The organism is Vibrio fujianensis, from assembly GCF_002749895.1.
GTDB classification, from domain to species: domain Bacteria; phylum Pseudomonadota; class Gammaproteobacteria; order Enterobacterales; family Vibrionaceae; genus Vibrio; species Vibrio fujianensis.
Window position 1 is genome coordinate 1 of record NZ_NBUS01000034.1, and the last position, 2,615, is coordinate 2,615.

A 2,615-nucleotide genomic window follows, 5' to 3' on the forward strand; every position below is an offset into this window, starting at 1 on the left:
TATAAAAAATAAACGGATGATACCAAGTGGATCAGTTTTCGATGATCGTTAGTGGATCAGTTTTGCATGATCGGTGACAGTTCCAGACAAAATTGTCACTCACTTGCCGCCTAGCTGCAACTTCAAGTCGTTTGGGTATCAGAGCGATATATTTTCGTTTTTATACAGCCTTAGCAAGATAGATTACAAAATTGGTTATTGGTGCTCCATCAATAAGTTGATACGTTGGTTTAAAGCTGTCGATGTCATCGTGTTGGCTAGATAATTAGAGGCTTCATCATCCTGATTGAGGATGGAGGATAGAGGACTTATTCTCAGGATGCTGACTGGATAGTTTAAGCTTTTGATTATGAGCGATAGTGTTGTTGAAACATAAAAAAGGCTGCCATTGTTGGCAGCCTTGGGCGTTTTAACCTGACCTTAGAAAGACTGAGGTTTTGCCATCTCAGCACTTGCTTGATTTTTTGCGGCCTGACTACCGGCACCTTTAGGCTGATAGCGATCATCGCGTAACGGCGCTGCGATGACAGATATTTCCTTCAGATCATGAGTGCCTGGCGCTTTAGCCATCGGCGCAAACGCATGTCCTGCTTTGCGTTTAACCGTTTTAGCTTTAGGCTCATTAATCACGATAGGAGCTTCCTCTGGTAGCAGATCACTTTCAGGTGCGTCTTCTACTTCTTCCGTAGGAGTCACTGGTGTTGTCTCAACATCTAAGCTTATCGGCTCTACTGACTTAACCGACTCAGCATTAATGACTAACTCATTATTTTCACTATGTTGACTTTCAGTATCGATAGATTCAGCAATGGGTTGAGCATTAGCGACGATCAATGACTGATCTTCTGCGTTTTGTGTAAGCTCTGTAGTCGGTTCCCGACGCAGAATAACTTTACCCATGGCCATTTCTGGACAAGCAAAGCCGCCGAGTAAGGGCGTTTGCTCTACTGTCGCTTGAGGTGAGACATCGGTCATAACCAGTGGTGTCTGGTTTTGTTCACGATTAGGCTTAGCTAAATCATAGCGAGGCATTACTTTCCCCATAGCCATTTCAGGAGAAGCGACCCCACCTTTACGTAAGCGGAATGGATTTGGGCGACGATCACGACCACGACGGCGACGTTGACCACTGGCACGTAGGTGACGAGGTGAACGACGGTTACGACGCTGTTTTTGTTCTTCTTTGCCTTCATTACCATGATTGGCATTTGGCAATATTTCAGAAGCTAGTGTATCAATCGCTGGATCTTGTTCAACCGGTTTGGACTCAGGTGTATTGACAGCAGCGGTGGTCGGTTTGGCTTCATTATCTATGGCTGATACCGGATTATCTTTTACCACTCGAATTGATTTTTCCAACTTACGACGTTGACGACGTTCTTTAATGACAGCCGGTTTTGACTCTTTGACTTCAGATTGAGTAACCGTTTCTGGTTGAACTGCGGTATCTTTCAACGCCTCTTCAGCAAGTTGACGCCCTTGCTCTTGCAATTTGGTCGTCTGTGCATTGTCACGTTTATTACGACGTGGTTGCTCACTACGTTCTTGTTTGGGTTTGCGCTCTTGCTGTGCCTTGCGAGGGGCGTTTTCTTTATCAGCTTTATTTTTACTGCTGTTGGTTTCTTCGTTATTCGCTTTACGTCGTTGGTTCTTATCTCGAGGGTTACGGCGGCGATCATTGCGTTCACGACGAGCTTGAGAAGGCTTCTCTTGCTCCGGTTTCGCTGGCGTTTCATCTTCTTTAGGTGCCGTAGGCTCATGGCTAAATAGCCCTGATAATGCACTTAATACCCGACTGATTAATCCAGGTTTAGTCGGTTGCTCAGTGAGGGCCTTGGCTTGCTCTGTTTTGGGTTGAGGGGCAGGAGCGGTTTGCGCCGGTGCTGCAAATCCTTTTAATACAGGCTCTTCTAAACGTTTAGGTTTAACGTCTACTTCTGCAGCTTCTTTGCTTTCCGCTTCTTTCAGTTGTTCGAGCTTTTTAGGCACTAAATAAGAAAGCATCTCTTGTTCTTCACCTTCACGGACACGAATCACTTCAAAGTGAGGCGTTTCCATATCAGAGTTAGGAACAATGGTAATTTTCACTGCTTGATTACGTTCAATATGGTTTACTGAACGACGTTTCTCATTGAGTAAGTAGGAAGCGATAGAAACGGGGACAACCGCTAGAACTTGAGAGGTATTATCTTTTAAAGCTTCTTCTTCAATCAGACGTAATACAGAAAGTGCCAGTGATTCATTATCACGAATAACCCCAGTACCAGAGCAGCGAGGACAAATATGGTGGCTGGCCTCTGCTAACGATGGACTTAAGCGTTGACGCGACATTTCCAATAAGCCAAAGCGAGAAATACGGCCAATTTGCACACGAGCGCGATCTAGGCGAACCGCTTCACGTAAGCGATTTTCTACTTCACGCTGGTGGCGTACAGGTGTCATATCGATAAAGTCGATAACAACTAAGCCTCCTAGATCTCGTAGACGGAGCTGACGAGCAATTTCATCCGCGGCTTCTAAGTTGGTGTTCAATGCCGTTTCTTCGATATCACCGCCTTTGGTTGCTCGGGCGGAGTTGATGTCAATCGAGGTTAGTGCTTCTGTTGGGTCAATGA

Annotated in this window: 1 protein-coding gene; it reads right to left on the minus strand. The window is 45.5% G+C overall.

Annotated features, from left to right (window positions below):
• Positions 1-420: 420 nt before the first annotated feature.
• A partial coding sequence (locus B7C60_RS01750; RefSeq protein ID WP_245868405.1) for a ribonuclease E/G occupies positions 421-2,615 on the minus strand: 2,195 nt, incomplete at its 5' end.